The sequence below is a fragment of the Solibacillus sp. FSL K6-1523 genome, assembly GCF_038005225.1.
In the GTDB taxonomy this organism is placed as follows: Bacteria; Bacillota; Bacilli; order Bacillales_A; family Planococcaceae; genus Solibacillus.
This window is the reverse complement of record NZ_JBBOSU010000001.1, coordinates 2,483,544-2,504,891: the sequence shown is the minus strand read 5'-3', so window position 1 is coordinate 2,504,891 and position 21,348 is coordinate 2,483,544. Positions and strand designations below refer to the sequence as shown.

Annotated in this window: 21 protein-coding genes, 1 pseudogene, 1 CRISPR repeat array and 2 riboswitches (1 of these 25 cut by a window edge); of the genes and pseudogenes, 15 read left to right on the top strand and 7 right to left on the bottom strand. The window is 36.7% G+C overall.

The features are described from left to right. Positions 1 to 58 precede the first annotated feature (58 nt). Positions 59 to 1,324, bottom strand: a complete 1,266-nt coding sequence (locus tag MHI10_RS11860; RefSeq protein WP_340785657.1) for a glycosyl hydrolase family 18 protein — start codon at positions 1,322 to 1,324, stop codon at positions 59 to 61. A gap of 113 nt (positions 1,325 to 1,437) precedes the next feature. Between MHI10_RS11860 and MHI10_RS11855 the strand changes: the two genes are divergently transcribed. After that, entirely contained in the window at positions 1,438 to 1,647 is a 210-nt protein-coding gene (locus MHI10_RS11855) for a hypothetical protein (RefSeq protein WP_340789217.1), read from the top strand. Between the two features lie 158 nt (positions 1,648 to 1,805). On the opposite strand, the gene MHI10_RS11850 is transcribed toward MHI10_RS11855, so the two are convergent. Next, positions 1,806 to 2,069 carry a DUF2619 domain-containing protein gene (locus tag MHI10_RS11850; RefSeq protein ID WP_340785656.1) on the bottom strand — a complete coding sequence of 88 codons (264 nt, stop codon included), beginning with the start codon at positions 2,067 to 2,069 and terminating at the stop codon, positions 1,806 to 1,808. A 227-nt stretch (positions 2,070 to 2,296) separates the two neighbouring features. Continuing rightward, a riboswitch (FMN riboswitch) is annotated at positions 2,297 to 2,425 on the top strand. Positions 2,426 to 2,574: 149 nt separating this feature from the next. Beyond that, positions 2,575 to 2,705, top strand: a riboswitch (FMN riboswitch). Between the two features lie 128 nt (positions 2,706 to 2,833). Here MHI10_RS11850 and ribE point away from each other — a divergent pair. The 5 genes and pseudogenes from ribE to MHI10_RS11825 all read left to right on the top strand — a co-directional run bounded on the left by ribE (position 2,834) and on the right by MHI10_RS11825 (position 6,540). Beyond that, a complete protein-coding gene (ribE, locus tag MHI10_RS11845) occupies positions 2,834 to 3,469 on the top strand; it encodes a riboflavin synthase (RefSeq protein WP_340785655.1) in 636 nt (211 codons plus the stop codon). Positions 3,470 to 3,482: 13 nt separating this feature from the next. Beyond that, positions 3,483 to 4,061 (top strand): annotated as a pseudogene (gene ribB / locus MHI10_RS11840) (3,4-dihydroxy-2-butanone-4-phosphate synthase); the annotation flags it as partial. 111 nt (positions 4,062 to 4,172) lie between these two features. Further along, on the top strand, positions 4,173 to 4,637 hold the full coding sequence (gene ribH, locus MHI10_RS11835) for a 6,7-dimethyl-8-ribityllumazine synthase (protein ID WP_340785654.1): 465 nt from the start codon (positions 4,173 to 4,175) through the stop codon (positions 4,635 to 4,637). A 495-nt stretch (positions 4,638 to 5,132) separates the two neighbouring features. Continuing rightward, positions 5,133 to 5,378 carry a hypothetical protein gene (locus tag MHI10_RS11830; protein WP_340785653.1) on the top strand — a complete coding sequence of 82 codons (246 nt, stop codon included), beginning with the start codon at positions 5,133 to 5,135 and terminating at the stop codon, positions 5,376 to 5,378. 193 nt (positions 5,379 to 5,571) lie between these two features. Beyond that, on the top strand, positions 5,572 to 6,540 hold the full coding sequence (locus tag MHI10_RS11825; protein ID WP_340785652.1) for a DUF4030 domain-containing protein: 969 nt from the start codon (positions 5,572 to 5,574) through the stop codon (positions 6,538 to 6,540). 187 nt (positions 6,541 to 6,727) lie between these two features. On the opposite strand, the gene MHI10_RS11820 is transcribed toward MHI10_RS11825, so the two are convergent. From MHI10_RS11820 to MHI10_RS11800, 5 genes are all read right to left on the bottom strand, one after another. Further along, positions 6,728 to 8,301, bottom strand: a protein-coding gene (locus MHI10_RS11820; protein WP_340785651.1) for an IS3 family transposase whose coding sequence is annotated in 2 segments (ribosomal slippage) — positions 6,728 to 7,647 and positions 7,647 to 8,301 — 1,575 coding nt in all. Because the reading frame shifts where the segments join, the coding sequence is not laid out codon by codon here. A gap of 460 nt (positions 8,302 to 8,761) precedes the next feature. Beyond that, a complete protein-coding gene (locus tag MHI10_RS11815) occupies positions 8,762 to 9,421 on the bottom strand; it encodes a YesK family protein (protein WP_340785650.1) in 660 nt (219 codons plus the stop codon). Positions 9,422 to 9,440: 19 nt separating this feature from the next. After that, the gene (locus MHI10_RS11810; RefSeq protein WP_340785648.1) at positions 9,441 to 9,932 is read right to left on the bottom strand and encodes a hypothetical protein; all 492 of its coding nucleotides are present in this window, start codon (positions 9,930 to 9,932) and stop codon (positions 9,441 to 9,443) included. A 4-nt stretch (positions 9,933 to 9,936) separates the two neighbouring features. Then, complete coding sequence (locus MHI10_RS11805; protein WP_340785646.1) at positions 9,937 to 10,428, bottom strand: RNA polymerase sigma factor; 492 nt, start codon at positions 10,426 to 10,428, stop codon at positions 9,937 to 9,939. A 154-nt stretch (positions 10,429 to 10,582) separates the two neighbouring features. Further along, positions 10,583 to 11,248 carry a hypothetical protein gene (locus MHI10_RS11800; protein WP_340785645.1) on the bottom strand — a complete coding sequence of 222 codons (666 nt, stop codon included), beginning with the start codon at positions 11,246 to 11,248 and terminating at the stop codon, positions 10,583 to 10,585. Positions 11,249 to 11,472: 224 nt separating this feature from the next. On the opposite strand from MHI10_RS11800, the gene MHI10_RS11795 reads away from it, so the two are divergent. The 9 genes from MHI10_RS11795 (at position 11,473) to cas2 (ending at position 21,070) form a co-directional block, all read left to right on the top strand. Next, complete coding sequence (locus tag MHI10_RS11795; RefSeq protein WP_340785644.1) at positions 11,473 to 11,760, top strand: hypothetical protein; 288 nt, start codon at positions 11,473 to 11,475, stop codon at positions 11,758 to 11,760. 138 nt (positions 11,761 to 11,898) lie between these two features. Next, a complete protein-coding gene (locus MHI10_RS11790) occupies positions 11,899 to 12,054 on the top strand; it encodes a hypothetical protein (RefSeq protein ID WP_340785643.1) in 156 nt (51 codons plus the stop codon). Positions 12,055 to 13,226: 1,172 nt separating this feature from the next. Beyond that, on the top strand, positions 13,227 to 15,596 hold the full coding sequence (cas3, locus tag MHI10_RS11785; protein ID WP_340785642.1) for a CRISPR-associated helicase Cas3': 2,370 nt from the start codon (positions 13,227 to 13,229) through the stop codon (positions 15,594 to 15,596). Between the two features lie 12 nt (positions 15,597 to 15,608). Next, a complete protein-coding gene (cas5c, locus tag MHI10_RS11780; protein ID WP_340785641.1) occupies positions 15,609 to 16,334 on the top strand; it encodes a type I-C CRISPR-associated protein Cas5c in 726 nt (241 codons plus the stop codon). Continuing rightward, positions 16,331 to 18,256: a type I-C CRISPR-associated protein Cas8c/Csd1 gene (gene cas8c / locus MHI10_RS11775; RefSeq protein WP_340785640.1), complete on the top strand. Its 1,926-nt coding sequence runs from the start codon at positions 16,331 to 16,333 to the stop codon at positions 18,254 to 18,256. Before cas5c ends, cas8c begins: the two co-directional genes overlap by 4 nt. Further along, positions 18,253 to 19,092: a type I-C CRISPR-associated protein Cas7/Csd2 gene (cas7c, locus tag MHI10_RS11770; protein WP_340785639.1), complete on the top strand. Its 840-nt coding sequence runs from the start codon at positions 18,253 to 18,255 to the stop codon at positions 19,090 to 19,092. The genes cas8c and cas7c overlap by 4 nt, the downstream gene beginning before the upstream one ends. Beyond that, positions 19,073 to 19,741, top strand: a complete 669-nt coding sequence (gene cas4 / locus MHI10_RS11765) for a CRISPR-associated protein Cas4 (protein WP_340785638.1) — start codon at positions 19,073 to 19,075, stop codon at positions 19,739 to 19,741. The genes cas7c and cas4 overlap by 20 nt, the downstream gene beginning before the upstream one ends. After that, positions 19,738 to 20,769 (top strand): type I-C CRISPR-associated endonuclease Cas1c, encoded by a 1,032-nt coding sequence (gene cas1c / locus MHI10_RS11760; protein ID WP_340785637.1) that lies wholly within the window; start codon positions 19,738 to 19,740, stop codon positions 20,767 to 20,769. Before cas4 ends, cas1c begins: the two co-directional genes overlap by 4 nt. 10 nt (positions 20,770 to 20,779) lie before the next feature. Further along, positions 20,780 to 21,070 (top strand): CRISPR-associated endonuclease Cas2, encoded by a 291-nt coding sequence (gene cas2 / locus MHI10_RS11755; protein ID WP_340785635.1) that lies wholly within the window; start codon positions 20,780 to 20,782, stop codon positions 21,068 to 21,070. Positions 21,071 to 21,232: 162 nt separating this feature from the next. After that, positions 21,233 to 21,348: direct repeats of the CRISPR family, unit length 33 nt; unit sequence GTCTCTCTCTGTTTGGAGAGAGTGGATTGAAAT (it continues 989 nt past the right edge of the window).

Below are 21,348 nucleotides of genomic sequence, written 5' to 3'. Positions count from 1 at the left end.
GAAAAATAGCCAACTATCCGAAAAAAACCTTGGATAGTTGGCTGTTTATCGTGTTTACTTAATAAATAATATGCCTCGTATCGAATAAGTAATTGATTAAGTAAAAGGACTGAGGGAAACCAAGTCCTAGCTGCCAAGCACCAACTCCCATAAGTTGATAATCAATAACTAACTGTAATTTTGCTGTTAGTGCTTGAGCATTTTCAAACCAAACAATGTTTTGGTTCCCATTTTCATCCCAGTAAATAAAAAACGGTTGTTCGTATTCAAGTGAATATTGAATAGGGACTTGATAATTTAAGGCAAGTTGTGTTGCACCAGAAACTGAAACAGCTCTTCCGCTAATTACGTTCCCATCGTCGTCCAACGTCCATTCATATCCATAACGTGGTACCCCAAGCATGATTTTCTCTCGATTCATATGTTGAAGTGCAAATTCAATCGATTTTCTTACTTCGTCAATCGGCGCAACTGGACCAGGCTCCATTGTTGGCACATGCCAGTCATAAGCCATTATAAATATAAAATCTACAGCTGCTCCAATTCCACCGAAATCATACCCTTTTAACCATGGAATATCTTCACTTGTTTTAGCTGGAACTGCAGCGGAAACAGAATATCCTTCTGGTTTTAAACGATCACTCACTAACCGTAAAAAGTCGGAATATAAATCTCTTTCTTCTTCCCTTACCCTTTCAAAATCAATATTAACGCCAGCGTAATTTTTTGATATGACAAGATTGTATATATTGTCAATGAGGAGGTCTCGCTGATCAGGAAAAGTTAATACTTGACGTGTCACTTCAGGGCTAAATCCTTCTGTTGTTAAGTTCGTAATAGTGGCTACAGGTGCTACACCATTGTTGCGTGCAGTTTGAATCGCAAACTCGTCATTAAGTGTGCTTAGTGTTCCTCCTTCAAGAATATGGTATTCAAACATGGCCAAAAACGTATTGATGGGTGCAAAAGTACGGATAATTAATTCGTCCTGTTCAGGGGTGGTCGGGTACATATAACTTAAATTTTCTGCAGAGTATTTAGGCGGAGGCGGTAAATACAAGGTCATTCCAACCATTAAAAAATCGGATTGGAGTCCATTGTATAGTCGTATCGTCTCAATCGGAATGAAACTCATTTTAGAGATTAAAAACAATGTATCACCAGGCTGGACCGTATACATATTGGTTGGGATAAGTAGATCCTGTCCGGGGACTAAACTATCGGTTGTTAATCCGTTCATGATGCGGATACTATCCATATTAACTTGATACATTACAGCAATGGAGTATAAACTATCACCCGGTTTAACCACATAAATAAACATAGAAAGGCCTCTTTTCTCGATATGAATTAATTAAATGTATGTAATTGTATTACAGAGTATAATCAATTGAGCATATAAATATATTTTGAAATTAGGGGTGCTGATTTTTGTATGTGAATTTAAAAGAATATTTAAAGCAATTAGAGGAAAGTCACATTGGGCTTGAAGTACGGGGAAGTCATGAAAAGTTAGATAAAATACTGTCAGACGAGAAATTGAAATACGTTAAGAAGTTCTATATGGATGGCAGCTGGCAATTATACTTTCATCAAGGGACAATTTCGCCATTACAATTAAGCGAAGTGCTTAAAAATACTAAATAATATCAAATGAAAATAGCCAATTCTCCATGAAGTGGCTGTTTTCATAATTCCAGACCAAAATCGTATTTCCTCCAATCTTACTTTCAATGCCTTATGGAGTTAGGAAATTTCAAATTCATGCTGTTGATTACGTTGTGATATGGCAAGGGTTTGTCCCATCATTTCATTCGTAAACTAATAAAAATTAAGGTCACACCACCAAGTAGACAAATCATTTTTGCTAATGATATTTTATCGCTTAAACCCGTCAAGCCTATGCCTGTCGTAATAATGAAAATGATGGGTCCGATTAGCGCAAGGGATGAATTCACAATAAACGCTTTTTCTAAATCATTTAATTTGAACATAATATATGCAGCTATAATATCAACGCTTCCAGAAAGGATACGTAACATTACGATATATATAAGTGCAGTTTGCATTGATCAACCACCTTTTTCATCTTAAATTTATGTTTAGTCAAATGTATGCTTGGCCATTTTCAATTATTAAAGGAAATTAATATGGCTTAGGCAGATAAAAAGTTGAAAGTGATGAATAGCGCGATCATATAGGCTAATTCGTTCCAATCATCTACGCAAAATAAAAAAGATTCAAAACTTATTTTGCAATGATAAAAATAGTTTGCTATAATGGGCGTCATAGTTGAATAGTCCTTCGGGGTCGGGTGAAAATCCCAATCGGCGGTGATGAAGCAATTCTAAGCCCGCGAGCCTTTTTGGCAGGATTTGGTGTAATTCCAAAGCCGACAGTATAGTCTGGATGAGAGAAGGATTGGTTAGGCGTTTTATGAGCCCTTTGTGTAATTTTTTCCGTTTACAAGAAGGTTTATTTCGTGATGCCTAAATGAGAATTTTCTAGTCACCCCGTAGAGCATCTTCTATGTGGTTTTTTTGTTTTTCTTAAAACCCTTTACAATTTTATATGTATTTCCTTCGGGGTCGGGTGAAAATCCCAATCGGCGGTGATGAAGAAATTCTAAGCCCGCGAGCTTTTAAGAAGCAGGATTTGGTGTGAATCCAAAGCCGACAGTATAGTCTGGATGGGAGAAGGAAATAAAAATGGTCAACTTTTTTCAAAAATACATGAAAATAAGTTTATTTGACGATGCCATTTTTATAACTCTCATCAAAACTCCGAGCTATTGTCGGGGTTTTTTCTATTTTTTTAGGATGAGGTGAGAAAGGTGTTTACAGGAATTATCGAGGAACAAGGAACGGTTCAACAAATGAAGTCAACACTACAAGCAATGGTGTTGACCATTCAAGCGAAAATGGTGTTAGAAGATGTAAAACTGGGAGATAGTATTTCAGTTAATGGCGTTTGTCTAACGGTTACAGGATTTACGGCGAATGCTTTTACAGTAGATGTGATGCCGGAAACAGTGAAAGCATCCAGCATTCAACAATTACAAATCGGCTCAGCTGTTAATTTAGAGCGAGCGATGGCTGCAAACGGTCGATTTGGTGGGCATTTCGTTTCAGGTCATATTGATGGTGTTGCTAAAATCCTTCAAAAGCGTCATGTTGCCAATGCAGTTTATATTGATTTGGCTGTGCCGAAAGAACTTTTGAAAAATTGCTTAGTAAAGGGCTCGATTACGTTAGATGGTACGAGTTTAACGATTTTTAATGTCACAACGTCCACTTTAACGGTGTCATTAATTCCCCATACGTATAAAGAAACAGTATTCGGCATGAAGAAAATAGGGGATCTCGTAAACGTTGAAACCGATTTAATCGGCAAATATATTTTGCAGCATTTAACGAATAGTCAGTCCGATAACCTATCAATGGATTTTTTACAACAACACGGATTTTAAGGAGTGAACCGAAATGTTTCATGCAATTGAAGAGGCGCTAGAGGCGTTAAAAGCAGGGGAAGTCATCATTGTAGTCGATGATGAAAACCGTGAAAATGAAGGAGATTTTTTAGTGTTAGGTGAACATGCGACACCACAAAATATTAACTTTATGGCAATGTATGGGCGCGGTTTAATTTGCACGCCGGTTTCACAAAGCATCGCGGATAAGTTGCAACTACAGCCAATGGTCCAAATGAATACAGATGTCCATCAAACGGCATTTACAGTGAGTGTTGATTATAAAACAACAACGACCGGTATTAGCGCATTTGAGCGTTCGGATACGATGTTGGCAATGCTAGATGAAGATGTTCGAGCGGAGGATTTTAGAAGTCCCGGGCATGTGTTTCCACTTCTTGCAAAAGACGGTGGTGTATTGGAACGTAGAGGGCATACGGAAGCGGCAGTTGATTTAGCCAAGCTTTGCGATTCCGCACAAGTCGGTGTAATTTGTGAAATTATGAATGCAGACGGCACAATGGCGCGCGTACCGGATTTATGGGAAATCGCTAAAAAATTTAATTTAAAATTTATAACGATTGATGCATTAGCATTGCATTTAAATAAAAATTACATCTCTGCATAATGGGGCATATATTGATCAATATAAAGTTGGTATGACAATTCCGACTACTCAAATAAAAATATAGGGGATATGAACATGGGAAAAACATTTGAAGCACAATTAGTAGGAACAGACTTAAAAATTGGCATTATTGTTGGCCGATTTAATGAATTTATAAACGATAAATTATTAAGCGGGGCATTAGATGGATTAAAGCGCCACGGTGTTTCAGAAGAAAATATTGATATTGCATGGGTACCAGGAGCATTTGAAGTACCGTTTATCGCCAAAAAAATGGTCGCAACAGGGAACTATGATGCGGTTATTGGATTAGGTACGGTCATCCGAGGTTCTACGACGCATTATGATTATGTTTGTAATGAAGCAGCAAAAGGGATTGCGAACGTTTCACTTGAATCAGGAATCCCAGTTATTTTCGGTATTGTCACAACTGAAAACATCGAGCAAGCAATTGAACGTGCTGGAACGAAAGCAGGGAACAAAGGCTATGATAGCGCCATTTCAGCTATCGAAATGGCGAATTTGAATCGTATGTTTTAGTAGTTAGGGTCTTTCAGTGAGTAAAAAATAAGCAAACTCTTGATAGTGTTTTATTAAAAGTCAAGTAATTGTTTATAAAGCTCTATAACTAAATAATTTAATTCAATGTCACACATTATATAGGGTTAAAAAGTGAGGATAGATGAAGGGGGTTACCTGCTTACATCTATCCTTTTCAGATTGATGTTGAAAGACAAAAAGTTGGGAACAAAAAAACTCAAAAAGGATTTCACCTAATAATTGAGAAATATGTTAATATAATTACAAATAATTTATGAAGAAGTTGTAATTACTTTGTTGATTCAAATGTATATAAAGATGGTTTTATCTATTATGTGTTCACGTCAGATTTAAGCTGTATATGTCTTCAAGAAAAGAATAGTTACCAAACGACGCTTTGGTTGCTCAAATGAAACCACTTTAACCACTGATGAAGAAGTTACAAACCTTGTAAATAATTATTTACAGGCTTTAGAATCGAAGAATGTAACATCAATGGTAAAATATGCTGATGACTTAAGGTTTCCAGATAAAGTTGAGCAAAAAGAGCAATATTCAAGTATCGATGATGATATTACAGACACTAAAATAGTAGAGCTTAAAAATGTCGATGAAACTAAGTTTGAGACAACGGTTGAACTAATTCGTAATGGAGATTTAGCTAAAGTTACTTTCCCTGTTGAAAAACAAAAAAAAGGGTTGGAAGGTTATCGTTGGACAAGATCTATAACGTATACATAAATACACCTAATAACATTCCCAAATGAAAATTAGGGACCCCCCGATTCAATTGAATAGGGGGGTAGCTGCTTTTAACAATAAGTACCGAAATGCTATTTTTTAGGTGCGTTTTATATTCAACTAACGTAAAACAAATAGTTCAACAAAGTAGTGGGTTAATTTAGTAAAGTAGATCCAGAGGGGAGGAAATGTAGTGAAAAATTTTATTTCTGTTTTCATAATAATTGTTGCAATCGTCTTAGTAATTAATATAGACGTCGAGAAAAATGATAGTTTCGCTTCGAACAATGATGATGAGAAACGATGGGATCGTATTGTTTCTGTACTTGAAACTGCATGGGATGAATTTGAATTATCTAGTTTTTCAGTAACCCCAGAGTCAATAATTTTCATTGAAATGGGTGAAACTAAAAGTGAATTACAACTGCTAAAGTATTTAGAGGAAAATGTAAATAAAAATGATTTAAATCAATACACCATTGATATTACTAGAAAGAGTTTACAAGATGTTGAGAACGAGCGTTTTATGGACGAGGTTTCAAGTATTGTATATGATTATATACAAGAAAAAAATTATCACGATATGGAATTTTACCATCATTCAATTGAACCTGAACCGATATTAAAAATATCAATTCTTAAATCCAATGAACAATCTAGCGAAATTATTAAAGACCGATCTAGCGAAATTATTAAAAAGGAATTAGAAGATTTATTAGCTTCTAAGAGTGCTGAACTATCAAAAAAAGATATTTCCTATGAAATCCAGGTTATAGAGCGTACTAATGAAAGTACCATTGAATCAGATGCCGTAATTAGTGCTGTTGTTGAAGATTTTCGAAGTACAGGAGACCATTTAATTATTTCTAGTACAGATATTTTTAAAGGAAATGGAATCTATAAAAAGCCTTGGACGCAACCATCAGATTCGAAGGATTATAAATTTCATGTTACAAATAACACAGGGACAAATGTAACGGTGCAAATTCAACAGAGTGGTTACACGCAAACGCAAACTTATAATTTAGTCGCTTATGGTTCTACTACATGGGTTCAATCAGATGCTTCTTCTGGTGATCATACAATAATCGTTACCACATCTGATGGAAGTATTTTTAAAGGGGATGTTTTTGTAAGTAGCTCTGATGTTCCATTGAACTAATTAGAAAGACTTTAGCAAAGTTAAATTTTTTAACAAGGGATTGAGTAGGACAAGGTTTTATAACGTATACATAACTAAACCTAAATAACGTTCCCAAACAAAAGTTTTGGGGCAAAATAAAACACTTAAAACATGTTAAATTTGAACTGCTCCCTGTCAAGTAGACAGTGGAAATAATAAAAATGATTTAAGCGGCTTGAGCTCTGTATTCTAAAGGGCTTAAGCCGTTTAATTTTTCTTGGAAACGTTCGTTGTTATAGAACTTGATGTATGTATCGATAGCGTGCTTTAACGCTTCAAACGAATCGAACTTATATAAATAATACTTCTCTACTTTTAATGTTCCCCAAAATGATTCAATGGGACCATTATCGATGCAACGGCCTACTCTAGACATACTATGAATCATTTCTGCTTTATCCAAAATCCGCTTGAATTCTTTAGATGTATATTGATAACCACGATCGCTATGTAAAAGAGGAAATTCATTATCTTGTAATGTTCGTATAGCGGGTCTTACCGTCTTAAAAACTAAGTCATTATTATTCGAATGCCCCAATACGTAACTCACAACGGACTTATCATAGAGGTCAATAATCGCACTTAAATAAGCCTTTTTCCCATTGCCGTACTTAAACTCTGTAACATCTGTACACCACTTCTGATTCGGCTTTTTTGCTGTAAATTCACGTGCTAATACATTTTCAGCCACATAATCTGGCTTTACTTTTGGGTACTTTTTTCGACGACGTCGAATAACCGCCTCCAAACCACAAATTTGCATCAGGCGATAAATTCGCTTCTTATTTACTTTTTTTAAACCTTCGGTTTCGCGTTTACGGTTAATGGTCATCGTAATGCGACGATAGCCGTATATTCCATCTACCTGTATATATAAGTGTTGAATTGACTTCACAAGCTGTTGGTTTTCTAGTTCCAGCGCAGTAGGTTGATGATTTAACCATTTGTAGTAAGCTGCTCGAGATACCTTTGCGATTTGGCATAATAAAACGATCGATAAGTTTTCATTCTTAGCTAATTCTTGAATCGCCATATAACAGTTTTGAATACGAATTCTACTTAACGACGCCTCCTTTCGACTTCCGCTAACTTTTTTAAAAATAAATTTTCTGCACGTAATCGTTCATTTTCACGTTCCATCTGTTGAATTTTTAAACCCAATTCCTCTTCTGGAGTCCGCTCTTCTATCGGTTTTTTACGCCCACGGCGATCTTGAAGAGCCTCTTCGCCATCTTGTTCAAATTTATGTACCCATTGATAAATTTGTTGGTAGGACACCTCATATTGTGTTGCAGTTTCTTGATAATTCTTACCGTTGGCAAGGCAAGCTTTTACGATTTCAATACGTTCTTCTACAGTTGTTTTTCTTCCTTTAGTCATAGTTTGGCTCATTCCTTTACCCAAATCATTTAATTCACTATGACTAGTATAAAATTTCAACCACTTTTTGAATACTGATTTACTACTAACCCCGTATTTAGCGAGGATGTCAAACATGGAATAATTCTTTGTTAAATAATCTTCCACAGCACTCTGCTTTAATTCTTCTGAGTACACCTTATTTTTATCAGGTCGAATTAAGGCTTTTGCTCCACCATATTTATAATGAGCACGCCATTCATATAGAGTAGTCATGCTTACAGAAAACATTGTGCAAATTTCTTCAAGAGTATAACGACCTTCTTCTAAATACTGAATTACTAACATTTTTACATCTGGTGTAAACGATTTATTAGGCATGAAAAAACTCCCCATTTGATAAACAGATTTTATTTTTTAATCTGTCTACCTAATGGGGAGCATATCAATTAATGCTCTAAGTGTTTTTTCTTTACTACAAACATATACAGTTTTTTATGCGAAATCGGCTGAAGCTATATATAACAAGGTTTTATCAATGCTCAAAAGAAACTGAACCTAGCGTACATTTTGAATAAAATCTTGCAAACTCAGCTGATTCCTTAACGCTGTATATCAACCTTTACCTTTCATAGAAAGACAATGAAAATAAAAAACACATCACTAAAATTTTCATTTAATGTGTATTTTTTTAATGTGTAACATTATAAAAGAAACACTATTGAAAAAGACTTAATACACAATTACTTGTACTTAATCTTACAGAGTAATGGGTTTGCATATTTAATAAGTAGGTTTTCATATTGCTTAGTGTCGGGGAGATAATTCCCGCTAGTCATTGCTACCGTAAATTAAATGTGGACTCAATAATTTCGCCGTCAGTTGTTTTCACAACGAAAGGTTCAACAATTGTGCTAATCCCAATTTCAATAAACGGTAATTTTTGTGGTTCCCCATCATCAACAATTTTGACGATCACTTCGGTATTCCCAATCGTTTTAACCTTTTTAATTAGTAATTGTTTCCCTTCGTACGCTTCACCTAATTGAATTTTCACTTTCTTACTGCCCTCGGATATTGAGGTAATTGAATAGTAACTTGTTGCGGACAACTTACTTTCTATTATATATCCCTCATTAATAATCCAGTACCCATCATCGGAAATAATTGTCCCTATGATAGATGCAAATAATAGCAATGGTGCGATAATTAAAATGGATTTGTCGAACTTGTTTATCCCAGTTTTTTTACTTGTCTTTACTATAAAAGGTAAAAGGAATGTGCCAATAATTGCTACGGCTAAAATACATACCCCAATTATTCCGTAGCCCATACCTTCAAAGCCACCGATTTTAAACATACTGTAAATAACAACAAATAGAGCAATCGCAAAAGTTACGAGAGGGGCTAAGTAGTAGTGGCCATTGATTTTTGAAATTGTAAATGTAAAAAGGAAAATAAGTATACCGATAAATGAGCCTAAAATAATAATTGTAGCCAATTTTGTCACCTCTGTTTATTTAGATTAACATCGTTATGAAAGTGTCAAAAAATAAAATAATGATGATATCGAATACAATGGATGCCCAAATCCATTTTCGATTAAAGAAAACGATGGTGAATACATTCAAAAAGATAATACTTGGAAAATAAAGCAAGAAAAGTGTAATCTTTATATATTCAATTGCTGCATCACTAGATAATTGCCAATCAAATAAAAATAAACTAGTGCCCACGATAAAAATCAATAATATAGCACGAATAATGAAAAGCATCCCTTTAAGACTTTGATTAAATTGTACTAATTTTTTTAATGGTTTTATTTTAATAGGCTCACTTTCTTCTATTTGAATATAGGAATCAGCCTCTTTCGGTTGGTTTACAAAGAGAGAATGGCAGTGCGTACATCGTTCAATATGCTCCAAAATAATTTTCTTCGCTGCGTCATCTAATTCTTCAAATACAGGGATTAACTCCTGTGAAAGAATATGAATTTTTTCGAATTCCTTCATTTTCTCACCGTCCTTTAGCCATTTGTTTTCGAATCCTAAAAACCGTAGACTTTATTGTTGAGATGGAGATATTTAAAAGTTCGCTAATTTCTTCATAGCTGTATCCATAATAGAATTTTGCCAGCACAATGGATCGATCCCTTTTAGACAAATTCTTTAAAACCGCTTCGATTTGAGCATCCATCACAGCTTTTGATTCAGGTGTTTGATAATTTACTAATAAATCCTCAATTAAATTTTCATCATGCAACAATTCGGGTTTCTTTTTCTTATAATAATCGAGCAATGTATTTTTACTGGCCTTTATTAACCAACTCTTCATATGCTGAACTTGTGAAATTTTTGCAGGGTCCTTTAGTATTTTGGAAAAAAGTTCTTGAATAATATCATCGGCTACCCCCTCATCTTTGGTGAGCTTGAGTAAATAATTTCTTAAATATGGATAATAAGCTATATAAATTTCCTCAATAGCTTCAAATGGATTCATCTTTTTCATTTTGAGCCCCCATTAATTGTCACTCACTTATGAAACGATTGAGATGTGGGAAAAGTTGTATTTGTTTTGTGATTTTTACAATTCATAAAAAAGCCTTATTCAACTCATGCGGAAATTGAATGAATTACTGGGCTTGTTATTGCGCACTGCTCATTTAGCAAATTGGTAAATCCATAGCATCTACAATCGATTTCGTGAGTGCATCAAGCGGATTAACAATATGAATACCGTGTTTCGCGCTCATTTGTCTCGCTACGTCTACCATGGAAAGTTGTGCAACAGAAGTCACTTTCTTTTCTGTCTGAATCAGTTCATCCATAAATGCAGCCAACAGCGCATCATGCTCGTTTTTTAATCCTTTCATAATAAATGAAAAGGCGTCTGGAAGAATTCGTACGTCAATATCGATATTTATCCCATTACGTTTCGCATAGTCATTTAACCGAGCAAGCCTACCGTCCACTGTGTCTGGATTTGTAAAAACGATTATTTGTGGAGCGGTTATCGAACAAATTTTTTCAAAAAAAGGCTCGTCTATTTTAATTAAAGGGATCGTTGAAGGGGAGTTAATTGAGTCCATAAGCGCTATATAATTTGTACAAGTAATAAGGATGGCATCTGGGTTCGTACTTGCAAGCCATGTAATTTGTGCATGTACTTTTTCTTTCGCTAATTGCCGATCAAAGTTCGGATTGTTTTTAATTTGGTCCATTAATCCCGGGTCGACATGGTGTGAGATTTCAATGGGGTATGGTTTTAGTAAATTTTCTATGTATGGGATATTGGAATGATGTGCGTGTAAACAAGTGAGTTTTTTCATGTGGAGGTCTCCTTCTATAATATCTGATTGTTTTGTTAATTGTAGATTAGGAGAGCTAGATTTGCTATGGGGAGCGCGGATTAATCTTGAAATTAAAAAATTATAAGTAAAATGCATTCTTATTTTACTGGTAATATTGGCGGATTATTGTAGGTATGGATTTCTTACACGAAACAATACTAACATTGAATATCAGTCTGTTACGAAAGGAAGGACGAATAACGATGGCTAAAAAAAGGGCGGGTACACCAAGCTGGAAACAAAATCATCCAAGCACTTTATTTTCTAATTCGGTTGAAAGATCAGAGCGTGCGGTGAAACAAGCAATGTCTCATCCAGAGGAAATTGCAGTAGAGCATGCCTTTCATTCATTAGAACGAACCGAAAATGCACTTCAAAACGCTGAACAACGGCAGGAACATTTGGATATTGTGGGACAAAATAAAGAGAAATTAACGGATTTAAAACAGCAATTACACGAAGTAGACGCAACATTAAACGATCCCAATTAAATCGTAAAAACTCCGTAAATTCGCTACAACTTGAAAAATTGTTTACACATAGCAAATTGTGAATCAGTAAAATGCCATGCAAAAAAGGGGCATAAAAAATTATTTTTCACTCACACTACTAAAGGAGGTGAGTGTGGAATGGGAAATAATAAACATAAAAATAATAAAACGCAAGATAACAAAAAACAGCAAAATCAAAATCAAAATGCGAACAGAGAACGTGAAAACAGAGAAGAGTTCGGAGTGGAAGTAGACTTCACTCAAGTTCAAAAACAACAGCAAAAAAATCGTTAAGCTTTTATAATGCCTGCCCCAATGCATACATTTCACAATGTGTGTATTGGGGTATTTTTATGAATTGAAACCTTAATATTAAAACAATTTTAAAGCAAAATAAAAAACCCGGAAAATGAATTCCGGGTATGATTGCACTTGCTTTTTTACGCCATGACATACTGTATGCGTTAGCATTCAGTAGATGGTCACTTAGAGAAACGATCATTCGCACTCATCGGGTTAACCCTCCTGGTCACTTTGTCTTGAAGTGAAATCTTTAATAGTATGGGTCGATATTTAAATTGTATACGTTTAAATTTTTGCGGATTAATTTTAATTAGTTTTTAGGCGTTGAATTGGATTCCACCCCAAAAAACTTCCACAATGTATTTCCCAGTTGCAATAATTAATCATTCTTCATTTTTTGTCCATTTCCGAAAGTGGGGTCTACCTTATTTTGACCTAACGGAAGAAATCTATCAATTTCACCAAGCAAACCAAAAAGTTTGGTCATTGTTTAATTTTGATAGTTTGGATTATGAGGCCAGGAAAATATAAAAAGGTGAATGCAATCGAAATTAATGTACCTTTTGCAAATAACTAATGTTTAGTAATTTTAAAAATAAAATTCACTCAAAAATATAATGCTTTAATTTTGAAGGGTATCCGATCATTTAGTGCCATCGAATACCCTTTTTTGCTGATGGAGATGATGTTAGAGCATCACAATCATCAATTTAAAATAAATTTCAATCCACGTATTGCTACGACTTTATTAATGTATGTCTAAAATTTTGAAATATGTTTGGGATATAGAGGTGCCCATTTTTTTCTTATTATAAATAGATATGTGGAACATTATAAAAAAGCTTGCATATCTTAAGTTAGGGGGGAGTAATTATGTTAATTGAACTGAGCATTAGCTGTTTTTTTATTTGGAAAGTTGGAAGTAACTATATTTTTTTGAAAGAACGACTTCTTAATTCTGGATAAATACGCAAATTTAAAGCCCCGCATCATTGTAGATGTGGGGCTGCCAATCATGCATAAATCATAATTTTTTTCAATCACCATAATTCCGACAATTATAGCGGAAATTGTAGATTGAATAAAATATAATGAAAACACTATTGAAATTGTAATATATTACCTATAAAATTAGTCATTAGTAATAGATGAGGAGGACCGAAATGTTTATTGCACATATTAGAAAAGAAGATGAAATCGAGCAACCATTAAAAGTTCATTTACTTGAGGTCCAAGCAATTTGCGAAAAAATCGGTAAAAAGTTTAATATGCCCTCAGTATTTGGCCTGGCAGGATTGTTACATGATCTAGGGAAGTATTCGGATGATTTCCAAATTTATTTACGTGAAGCGGTAGCCAATCCTGATAAACCACCCAAACGGGGAAGCGTCAATCATTCAACTGCAGGTGGACGATTGCTGATGGAAAGATTTCATGGCAAACAAGATTTCCAGTCAATAATGGTTGAAATGATTAGCAACGCGATTTATTCACATCACGGACAGCTCATGGATTTTATTAATCCAGACGGAAAATCCCCATTCTTAGAACGTGAAAATAATGACAACATTCCAATGGAAATAATTAAAAAGCGCTTTTTTGAAGAAGTAATGAGCGAAGAAGCTTTTGATGCATATGTAACGCAGGCAGTTATAGAGTTTTTTAACTTTTCAAAAAGTTTTAAGCCGAGTAAAGAAGATATCCGTTTTAAAATAGCTCCACACCTCACAAATTGTATTTTTAGTAGTTTAATTGACGCAGACCGAACAAATTCGCGTGATTTTGACGAAAATAACCCACAACAAGAAGCACTAAACATCGAGCAAACCTTCACAACCTATTTAAACACCCTAGAGCAAAAATTACATGAAATGCAACAAGAAGCGATTCCAAATAATATTACGAAGCTCCGTCAGCAAATGTCGGATAATTGTTATGACAAGGCAATGCTGCCAACGGGAATTTATTCATTATCGATTCCAACAGGTGGTGGTAAAACATTAGCGAGTTTGCGATTTGGGCTGAAGCATGCGATTGAACATGGAAAGGACCGCATCATCTACGTTGTTCCTTTCACTACAATTATCGAGCAAAATGCCCAAACAGTTCGAAAACTACTTGATACGAAGGAACTGTTAGAACATCACTCCAATGTCACAGTTGAAGAACGTGAAGCAACTACTTATGATGAGTTAACTTTACAACGCCAACTTAATAACGCGAAAGATAACTGGGATATTCCCATTGTTTTTACAACAATGGTGCAGTATCTCAATAGTTTTTACAGTGGAAAAGGCCGAAATTTGCGTCGTCTACACAACCTATCAAATGCCGTTATTATTTTCGACGAAGTACAATCAGTCCCACCAAAATGTGTATCGCTTTTCAATGAATCTATTATTTTCTTATCAAAATATGCGAAATCCACGATCGTTTTGTGCACGGCTACGCAACCAGCTTTGCAGCATGTCAAACGTAATATTCAAACAGACGGAGAGTTAGTCGAGAATTTAACGGAAATCGAGCAGGCATTTAAACGGACAGCGATTGTTCCGATGGACGAACATGATGAATGGACGACGGATCAACTCTCGGAATTTATTGAAGATAAGCTGGATTCTGTGCGGAGTATTTTAATTATTTCGAATAATAAACGGACGACGAAAGATTTATATACAAAATTTGCAAACCGCAAGCATGTGTACCATTTAAGTACGGGTATGTGCCCTGCGCATCGTCAGGAAAAACTTGAGCAAATGCGAATCGCACTTAAAAATAAAGAGCAAGTACTGTGTATGTCCACGCAATTAATTGAAGCGGGAGTAGATGTGAGTTTTGAGTGTGTGATGCGTTCGCTGGCAGGTGTTGATTCCATTGCGCAAGCGGCAGGACGCTGTAATCGAAATGGCGAGGTGGATGTTCGGGAAGTATATGTATTCCGCCATGCAGAAGAAAATTTAGGGAAGCTCGAAACGATTGAAAAGGGGCAGCGTTGCGCTTCTTATTTAATGCGTGATATGGCTGAGCATGGCATATTCGGTGGAGAGTTACTATCTTCTGCTGCGATTGAATTTTACTTTAAGCAATATTATGAGGAACTGGCACTGGAGCTTGATTTCCCAGTGAAGGATTTGGACGAGTCTTTACATCACATGTTGTTTTCGGATAATAGGCAATATGTACAACAAGAAAGCGACCTGTTAATGCGTGCTAGTTTCCAAACCGCAGCCGACCGATTCCAAGTGATTGATGCGAATACAGAAGCGATCCTTGTACCTCACGGAGAGGGAAAAAATTTAATTGTAGATTTAACGAGTGGTGATCCAGTTGACTATAAGCAATTTTTAAAAAAAGTCCAACATTATTCAGTGAATGTATTCCCACATGAAATGCGTGCGCTTCAGCAAGAAAAATTAGTCGTTGCCGTTGATTTTGGCGTCTTTAAAATTTGGATGGCGAAAGATGGCACCTATGATGAGAACTATGGATTATCTGTAACGGGAGAGGCCCGGCAAGAAGATTTAATATGGTAAGGAGGTGAGAAAATGACAAAAGTTCGAAATCAAATTGAGTTTGTAGTATCGGGGGAATATGCGTTATTTACAGACCCACTTATGAAACTTGGTGGGGAGAAAATGACGATGCAAATCCCTTCATATCAAGCGTTAAAAGGGATTACCGAATCGATTTATTGGAAGCCCTCCATTGTATGGATAATTGATGAGGTACGCGTTATAAATCCGATTCGCATGGAGTCAAAAGGTGTGCGTCCGATTAATATGTCAGGTGGTAACACACTTGCGAATTATAGTTATTTACGTGACGTGAAATATCAAGTACGAGCACATTTTGAATTTAATAAACATCGACAAGATTTGGAAGCCGATTTTAATGAGAATAAGCACCATAATATTGCAAAGCGCTGCGTCGAAAAAGGCGGGCGTCGTGATATTTTCCTTGGAACGCGTGAATGCCAGGCGTATGTGGAGCCATGTGAATTTAATACTGGTGAGGGCTTCTATGACAAAATCGATGAAATGCATTTTGGCACAATGATCCATGGGCTGAACTATCCAGATGAAACGGGAAGAAATGTACTAGAAACAAGGCTTTGGGAGCCAAAAATGAAGTTCGGTGTAATCGAATTTATTCGACCAGAAGATTGTACACTTGTAAGACCTGTTCGCACAATGGAACCGAAATCCTTTGTGTTAGGGGAAAATATTCAAGCGATTGATACACTCGCACAAGAATTGGAGGTGAGCGAATGAGTTATTTACGTGCATTGAAAAACACATACGACCAAAATACGGGTGAAGTTGGAAATCCTGTTCGTAAAGAATTTCGTGATGGGAAAACAGCAGAATATATGCTTTTGCCGATTTCTCATACGACGCAAACAGCCCATATAGAAATACTGGTAGATTTAGATGGCAATTTTTACGATGCCATTATTCTAGATAAAAAAAGTACAGTTCTGCCTTTCACAGAGGAATCCGGAAGTCGTTCAGGACAAAATTATGTTCCCCATGCGCTTCACGATAAATTGATGTACGTGGCAGGAGATTATAAAAAATACGTAGAAACCGACGAAAAAAAGGCGGCTGGTTTCACATCGTATATTGAGCAGTTAGAAGCTTGGTCTACTTCTGCATCAAGTCATCCACATATCGATGCAATTTATCACTATGTGAAAAAAGGTACGGTCATTGCAGATTTAGTGGCGCATAACAAACTATTCGTTGGTGAAGATGGCCTGCTACTGAAAAAATGGACAGGCGATCCAGCAGAAAAGCCGGAAATCTTTAGTGTCATTGCTGGGGATCAGGAAAGTGCGTTTGTCCGATTTAACGTACATATTCCTGGGGAAATCGTCACACCGATTTGGCGCAATCCTAGAATTTTCAAAGCGTATAGCGATTATTATAATACGCTCTTAAAAGAAGAGGATGTTTGCTATATTACAGGTGAAAGGGCACCGCGTGTTGAGCGCCACCCAAATAAACTGCGTAATTCAGGCGATAAGGCGAAACTTATTTCAGCCAATGATGCATCGGGTTTTACATTTAGAGGGCGTTTTGCGACAAGTTTGCAAGCTGCGAATATCAGTTATGATGCATCCCAAAAGGCACATAATGCGTTGAAGTGGCTTATTGAACGCCAAGGTAAGACGATTGATGGACGTGTATTTTTAGTATGGGGTACGAAAAATTTAGATTTACACGGGATGTCAGAGGATTTGTCAGATCTTGATATAGATTGGGAAGATCCGGATGCGATGGCCGCTAGTTTAAGTAATAAAACGGAAAAGACGGACGTATTACAGGAAGTGCTTGCGCGGCAATACCGGGCAATTCTTCAAGGGTTAACACGGAATATTAAAATTAATGAATCAAAAGATGAAAAAATATATATTTTGACGCTTGATGCAGCGACACCTGGGCGTATTGCGGTGTTATATTTCCGAGAGTTTAATAGTAGTCTTTATTTTCATAATTTAACAAAGTGGCATCAAGACTTGAGTTGGCGCCAAATGAGGAAAAAAGACAATCAGTGGGTCGATTATTATGGAGCGCCGTCATTTTATAAAATTGCCCATGCGGCTTATGGTCCACGCCCGAGCGATAAAGTAGTAAAAGGTGTGATGGAGCGGTTGATTCCGTGTGTAATCGATCAGCGTAATTTGCCACTTGATATTGTGAAAAGTGCCATTATGCGTGCATCTAACCCACAATTTTATAGTGAAACTTGGGAGTGGGAGCAAGTGCTTACAGTGACCTGTTCACTAACTAAAAAATTATATAAACAGGAGGCGTTTACGGTGGCACTTGATGTAAATTGTAAAGATCGCGATTATTTGTTTGGTCGTATGCTTGCGGTGGCGGATGTATTAGAAAGACGTGCATTAGGGAGAGAAGAAAATCGTGCGACGAATGCACTAAGATATATGAATGCATTCCAAAGTAATCCAGAACGGACATGGACAACGATTCAAAGAAATTTACAACCGTATCAAATGAAATTAAGAGATAAGGGAACGTATTATACAAGTTTAATAGATAAAATCGCAATGGAAATTCCGTTGGATCAATTTACAAATCAACCGTTGAGCGGAAAATACTTACTTGGGTATTATAGCCAACGTCAAGATTTATACACAAAAAAGGATAAGGAAGGGGAAACAACAGAATGACAACATTAGACCATAAAATTGATTTTGCTGTCGTATTTTCAGTAACAAATGCCAATCCAAACGGAGATCCATTAAACGGCAATCGCCCACGCCAAAACTTTGAAGGTTTCGGGGAAGTATCAGATGTTGCGATTAAACGTAAATTACGCAATCGTCTACAAGATTTAGGGGAGGCGATTTTTGTTCAATCAGATGATCGTGCAAATGATGGTTTTAAGTCATTAAACGAGCGTGCAGAATCTGTGGAGGAACTTGCAAAAATTAAAAAAGACAAAAAAGGTAATGCCGATACCTTTGCATTAATCGCGGCGCAAAATTGGTTTGATGTGCGTGCATTTGGACAAGTATTCGCCTTTAAAGGGGATACATTATCTGTTGGAGTACGTGGGCCAGTTTCAATTCACCCTGCGATGAGTATTGAACCAATCGATATTACAAGTACACAAATCACAAAAAGTGTAAACTCGGTGACAGGAGACAAAAAAGGCTCGGACACAATGGGGATGAAGCACCGCGTTGATTTTGGGGTGTATAAATTTGTCGGCAGTATTAATACGCAACTTGCTGAAAAAACGGGCTTTACAAATGACGATGCGGAAAAGTTAAAAGAAGCGCTTGTTTCATTATTTGAAAATGATGCTTCATCTGCACGTCCAGAAGGTTCATTGGAAGTGAAAAAGGTCATTTGGTGGGAGCATAGTTCGAAGTTGGGTCAATATTCTTCGGCAAAAGTTCACCGTGCGCTTACTGTTTCGCTTGAGGAAGGGGCACAGGAGCCAAAGATTGTTGTAACGTCGCTTGAAGGGCTGAAAGTGGATGAGCTGGACGGACGCTAATCGCAACGAAGACGATTATTTGATGCTTTCGGGCATTCAGCATTTTCGTTTTTGCCAAAGACAGTGGGCACTCATTCATGTGGAACAGCAGTGGGAAGAAAATGTACGTACAATTGAGGGGCAGCATCTGCATGAAAAAGCGGATCAACCGTTTATTCGGGAAAAGCGCAGGGATAAATTAATTGTACGTGCGATGCCAGTGAAATCGCATGAACTAGGAACGACGGGCATTTGTGATGTAGTGGAATTTATCCAACATGAAGACGGCATTTCGCTCATAGATGAAGTCGGAACATTTCGTGTAGTACCTGTGGAATACAAGCGCGGCAAGCCAAAGCAAGGCAATGAAGACGTCTTGCAGCTTGTAGCACAGGCGATGTGTTTGGAAGAAATGCTCGCTTGTGAGATTCCGGTTGGCTATTTCTATTACGACGAAATTAAGCGCCGTGTGGAAGTACACATTACAGAGGAATTAAAAGAAGAAGTGCGCGCGGTGTTTCGCCAAATGCATCATTATTTTAGCCGTCAGCATACACCAAAAGTAAAGATGGGCAAGCATTGTAAAAGCTGCTCGCTTGAAAATTTATGCATGCCTGTGTTAAATGAACGAATCAATGTCGATTCCTATATGAGGGAGTTTTTAAAATGAGAAAGCTACTCAATACTTTGTTTATTACAACGCCAAACGTATATTTGACGTTAAAAGGTGAAACGGTTGTTGTATCGCAAGAGGAGCAACAGCTAGGCCGGATTCCGCTGCATAATTTGGAGGCAATTTGTACGTTTGGCTACGCTGGTGCAAGTCCAAAGTTGATGCATGCTTGTGCAGAACATCATATTTCATTGACGTTTTTAAATGCACATGGCAAATTTTTAGCACGCGTTATTGGGGAGAGTAAGGGCAATGTCGTACTTCGAAAAACGCAATACCGTATTTCTGATAATGAGGCAGAAAGTACAAAAATTGCGCGGAATTTTATTTTGGCTAAAATTGCCAATCAAAAATGGTTGTTGGAGCGTGCAACGAGGGATAATCCGATGCGCATTGATGTCCCGGAGTTTAAGCGGATTTCGCAACGTCTGACAAATGATTTGGAAAAAATTCTTGCTTGTGAAGATTTAGAAATACTTCGCGGGTTAGAAGGACAAGCAGCGAACGCTTATTTTAGCTTATTTGATCAACTCATTTTGCAGCAAAAGGATGCTTTTTATTTCAAAACGCGAAATCGCCGTCCACCGACCGATAATGTAAATGCGCTCCTGTCTTTTAGTTACACATTATTAGCGAAAGATGTAGCAGCGGCATTAGAGACGGTGGGGCTCGATGCTTATGTTGGATTTTTGCATCGTGATCGACCAGGACGAGCTTCACTCGCACTAGATATGATGGAAGAATTACGTGGCGTCGTAGCAGACCGTTTTGTATTGAAGTTAATTAATAAAAAAATGCTAACTGAAAAAGATTTCATGAAAAAAGAAGATGGCGCGGTATTGTTGACAGACGACGGGCGCAAAAAGTATTTACAAGCATGGCAAGAACGAAAACAAGAAACGTTAACTCATCCGTTTTTAAAGGAAAAAATCAATTGGGGTTTAGTTCCTCACGCACAAGCTATGCTACTGGCCCGTTTTTTACGTGGCGACTTAGAGCAATATCCGCCGTTTATTTGGAAATGAGGTGTTATATATGCTAGTTTTAGTGACGTATGATGTTGTGACAAAAACAGCCGCGGGTCGAAAAAGGCTTCGGAGAGTTGCAAAAGAATGTGAGAATTACGGCATCCGTGTTCAAAATTCCGTGTTTGAATGTATCGTGGATGCAACCCAGTTCAAGCAATTGAAATTACGACTTACGGATTTAATAGATAGTAATGAAGACAGTCTCCGTTTTTATCAGCTAGGCAATAATTATAAATCAAAAGTCGAACATGTTGGAGCGAAGGAAACGATTGAAGTCGAGGAAGTTTTGATTTTATAATGCGGTGCGAACTGGAAGCGCACATGAAATCCTTGGGGGACTCGCACCAAAAAAAGCTTTGAAATTTGCGTTAGTAAAGAAATAATTAGAACTAAAGTAGTTTCTTTGGTTTATAAATGATGTTTTTACGTGAAAAAGTGTAATTTTACGCACTTTTTCACAGTCTCTCTCTGTTTGGAGAGAGTGGATTGAAATAAATAGTGTCGATTATAAAGCGTTGTACGAACATGTCTCTCTCTGTTTGGAGAGAGTTGATTGAAATAATGGTCGTCCATTAA

Bases quoted from the DNA above. Each gene is read 5' to 3' on its own strand.
- MHI10_RS11860 (WP_340785657.1), bottom strand. From the start codon at position 1,324: ATGTTTATTTATGTGGTTAAACCGGGTGATAGTTTATACTCCATTGCT.
- MHI10_RS11850 (WP_340785656.1), bottom strand. From the start codon at position 2,069: ATGCAAACTGCACTTATATATATCGTAATGTTACGTATCCTTTCTGGA.
- ribH (WP_340785654.1), top strand. From the start codon at position 4,173: ATGGGAAAAACATTTGAAGCACAATTAGTAGGAACAGACTTAAAAATT.
- MHI10_RS11830 (WP_340785653.1), top strand. From the start codon at position 5,133: ATGGTAAAATATGCTGATGACTTAAGGTTTCCAGATAAAGTTGAGCAA.
- MHI10_RS11810 (WP_340785648.1), bottom strand. From the start codon at position 9,932: ATGAAGGAATTCGAAAAAATTCATATTCTTTCACAGGAGTTAATCCCT.
- MHI10_RS11805 (WP_340785646.1), bottom strand. From the start codon at position 10,428: ATGAAAAAGATGAATCCATTTGAAGCTATTGAGGAAATTTATATAGCT.
- MHI10_RS11800 (WP_340785645.1), bottom strand. From the start codon at position 11,248: ATGAAAAAACTCACTTGTTTACACGCACATCATTCCAATATCCCATAC.
- MHI10_RS11795 (WP_340785644.1), top strand. From the start codon at position 11,473: ATGGCTAAAAAAAGGGCGGGTACACCAAGCTGGAAACAAAATCATCCA.
- MHI10_RS11790 (WP_340785643.1), top strand. From the start codon at position 11,899: ATGGGAAATAATAAACATAAAAATAATAAAACGCAAGATAACAAAAAA.
- cas3 (WP_340785642.1), top strand. From the start codon at position 13,227: ATGTTTATTGCACATATTAGAAAAGAAGATGAAATCGAGCAACCATTA.
- cas5c (WP_340785641.1), top strand. From the start codon at position 15,609: ATGACAAAAGTTCGAAATCAAATTGAGTTTGTAGTATCGGGGGAATAT.
- cas8c (WP_340785640.1), top strand. From the start codon at position 16,331: ATGAGTTATTTACGTGCATTGAAAAACACATACGACCAAAATACGGGT.
- cas7c (WP_340785639.1), top strand. From the start codon at position 18,253: ATGACAACATTAGACCATAAAATTGATTTTGCTGTCGTATTTTCAGTA.
- cas4 (WP_340785638.1), top strand. From the start codon at position 19,073: ATGAGCTGGACGGACGCTAATCGCAACGAAGACGATTATTTGATGCTT.
- cas1c (WP_340785637.1), top strand. From the start codon at position 19,738: ATGAGAAAGCTACTCAATACTTTGTTTATTACAACGCCAAACGTATAT.
- cas2 (WP_340785635.1), top strand. From the start codon at position 20,780: ATGCTAGTTTTAGTGACGTATGATGTTGTGACAAAAACAGCCGCGGGT.